The sequence below is a fragment of the Actinomycetota bacterium genome (assembly GCA_005774595.1).
Taxonomy (GTDB): domain Bacteria; phylum Actinomycetota; class Coriobacteriia; order Anaerosomatales; family D1FN1-002; genus D1FN1-002.
The window spans coordinates 1-2145 of sequence record VAUM01000320.1 but is presented as its reverse complement, the minus strand read 5'-3'; the positions used below and the strand labels follow the sequence as shown (position 1 = coordinate 2145).

At 71.1% G+C, this 2145-nt stretch carries 1 protein-coding gene; it reads left to right on the top strand.

Features of this window, described 5'->3' with window-relative positions:
- On the top strand, nucleotides 1-2145 hold a 2145-nt coding region (locus FDZ70_09620; GenBank protein TLM69567.1), incomplete at both ends, for a hypothetical protein.

The following is a 2145-nucleotide window of genomic DNA, read 5'->3' as shown; positions in this document are numbered from 1 at the left end:
CCCTGCGCGGCGCCGAACCCGGCGGAGCTGGGCACCGCGGTCACCGTCTCGGGAACCTCGTTCGGCGCCGCGCAGGGCGCGAGCACCGTGGCGTTCGACGGCATCGCTGCTGTCGTGACGGCGTGGTCGGATACCGCGATCACCGCGATCGCGCCCGGCGACGGACCGGTCGTGGTGACGTGCGACGGCATCGCCTCGAACGCTGCGGCGTTCTCCGCCTACGTGGCACCGGTGATCGCGGCGGTCGATCCGGCTCCCGCCGAGGTCGGCACGGTCGTGACGATCAGCGGCACGGCGTTCGGGGCGGCCCAGGGGCTGTCGACGGTCACGTTCAACGGCGTCCCGGCGACGGTCGTCTCGTGGTCCGACACCGCGGTCAGCGCGCTCGTCCCGGGTGACGGCCCCGTGGTCGTGACGGTCGACGGGCACGCGTCGAACGCGTTCGCGTTCGCGGCGTACTCGTCGCCGGTCATCGGTTCAGTGTCGCCGGCGTCGGCGCGCGCCGGCACCGCCGTCACCATCAGCGGTACGGACTTCGGCGCCGCTCAGGGTGCGAGCACCGTGACGTTCAACGGCGTCCCGGCCACGGTCGTCTCGTGGTCCGACACCGCGATCGACGTGACCGTCCCGTGCGAGGGCCCGGTCGTCGTCACCGTCGGCGGGCACGCGTCGAACGCCTTCGCTTTCGCGGTGCTCCCCGCGCCGGCGATCACCGCGGTCGACCCGGATCCCGCCGAGGTCGGCACCGACGTCACCATCAGCGGCACGGACTTCGGCGCGGCGCAGGGCGCGAGCACCGTGACGTTCAACGGCGTCCCGGCCACGGTCGTCTCGTGGTCCGACACCGCGATCGTCGTGACCGTCCCGTGCGACGGCCCGGTCGTGGTCACATGCGACGGGGCGGCGTCGAATGCGGTGGCGTTCGACTCGTTCATCCGGCCGCACGTCACCTCGCTGTCGAAGGACTACGCGATCATCGGTGAGACGATCACCATCACCGGCGAGCGTTTCGGCTCGGTGCCCGGCAAGGTGACCATCGCCGGCAGGCTGTATGACGCCGCTTCGTGGAGCGACACGCAGGTGACCTTCGTGGTTCCCGGTTTCGCGCAGGGGTACGTCGGCGTGCTCGTCGACGGCGTCGTCTCGAACGGCGTATGGTCGACCCACGCACCGCGTGTGGACTCGATCTCGCCGGGCTGGGCGGCGGTCGGCACCGACGTGACCATCCGCGGCGTCGGCTTCGGCCCCAACGGCAGCGGCTGGGTGGCGCTCGCGGGCAAGCCGGTGACCGTGGTGTCGTGGACGGATACCGTCGTCGTCGCCCGCATGCCCACCGGTGCGACCTCCGGCTACCTCGGAGTCGTGCGGGGGGCATGGGCGACGTCCAATGGCAAGTACCTCGGCATCATGATCCCTGCGACCGTGACCTCGGTCAGTGCCACCACGCTCACCCCCGGCCAGCAGATCACCGTGACCGGCACGAACTTCGGCGGCCCGCAGGCCACGAGCCAGGTCAAGATCGGGACGGCGGTCTGCCCGGTCGTCACGTGGACGAACACGTCGATCACGGTCACCGTGCCGTCGTTCACCGGCGCGCAGTACCTCGGGGTCTACCTCCAGGGTTGCCCGTCCAACGGGATCCTCGTGACGCGGTCGACGGCATCGCCGACCGTGGCGAGCCTGTCGCGTCCGTGGGCGAACCCGGGCGAGCAGGTCACGATCTACGGGCATGGCTTCGCCGGCGCGCAGGGCTCGGGCTTCGCGTCGATCTCGGGCGTGCGGGCGACCGTGGTGTCGTGGTCGGACACCGAGGTGACGGTCATCGTGCCCGCCGGAGCGAACGCGGGGTACGCGGGCATCTTCCAGAACGGGCTGTCGTCGAACGGCGCGTGCTTCGTGCCGTTCGAGCCCCCCGTGATCAGCTCTCTGTCCACCGCGTCCGCCGCGGTCGGCGAGCGCGTGACCGTGTCCGGCACGGCATTCGGCTCGTCCCCCGGCGTGCTCACGCTGGCTGGCACGACGGTCGCTGCAGTCTCGTGGTCGGACACGCAGATCGAGTTCGACGTCCCGGCGGGCGCGGTCTCGGGCTACGTCGGAGTCACGAAGTCGGGTTCCACGTCCAATGGCAAGTGGCTGGTCGTCAAG